This window comes from Mesorhizobium sp. M8A.F.Ca.ET.181.01.1.1 (assembly GCF_004792025.1).
Lineage (GTDB): Bacteria > Pseudomonadota > Alphaproteobacteria > Rhizobiales > Rhizobiaceae > Mesorhizobium.
Window position 1 is genome coordinate 1 of the sequence record NZ_SRTV01000250.1, and the last position, 300, is coordinate 300.

A 300-nucleotide genomic window follows, 5' to 3' on the forward strand; every position below is an offset into this window, starting at 1 on the left:
GCCTCGCTCGAGGCCGAGCAGAAGCAACAGGTGCTGGAGCGCGGGCTCCACATCGCCGGCGCAGCCGCGGCGATCGAAACGCGCGACATCAGCGTTCCGGTCGGCGTCGGTCCTGTTCCGCTGAAGCTGGATTTCCCGACCAAGGACCCCGCAGTCAGCCTGAAGCTGGCGAGCTATCCGGCGACGGGAACGCTATCCCTGCCTGACCGAACACTGACGCCCGACTCAAGCCTGATGGTCGGCGAAGTCGAGCACCTGCGGTACGAACCCCAGATCGGCACCGTCAAACCGCTTGTGGTC

The 300-nt window shown here is 66.0% G+C and carries 1 pseudogene; it reads left to right on the forward strand.

The features are described from left to right. Positions 1–300, forward strand: a pseudogene (locus EN824_RS34480) (peptidase C14 caspase catalytic subunit p20); the annotation flags it as partial.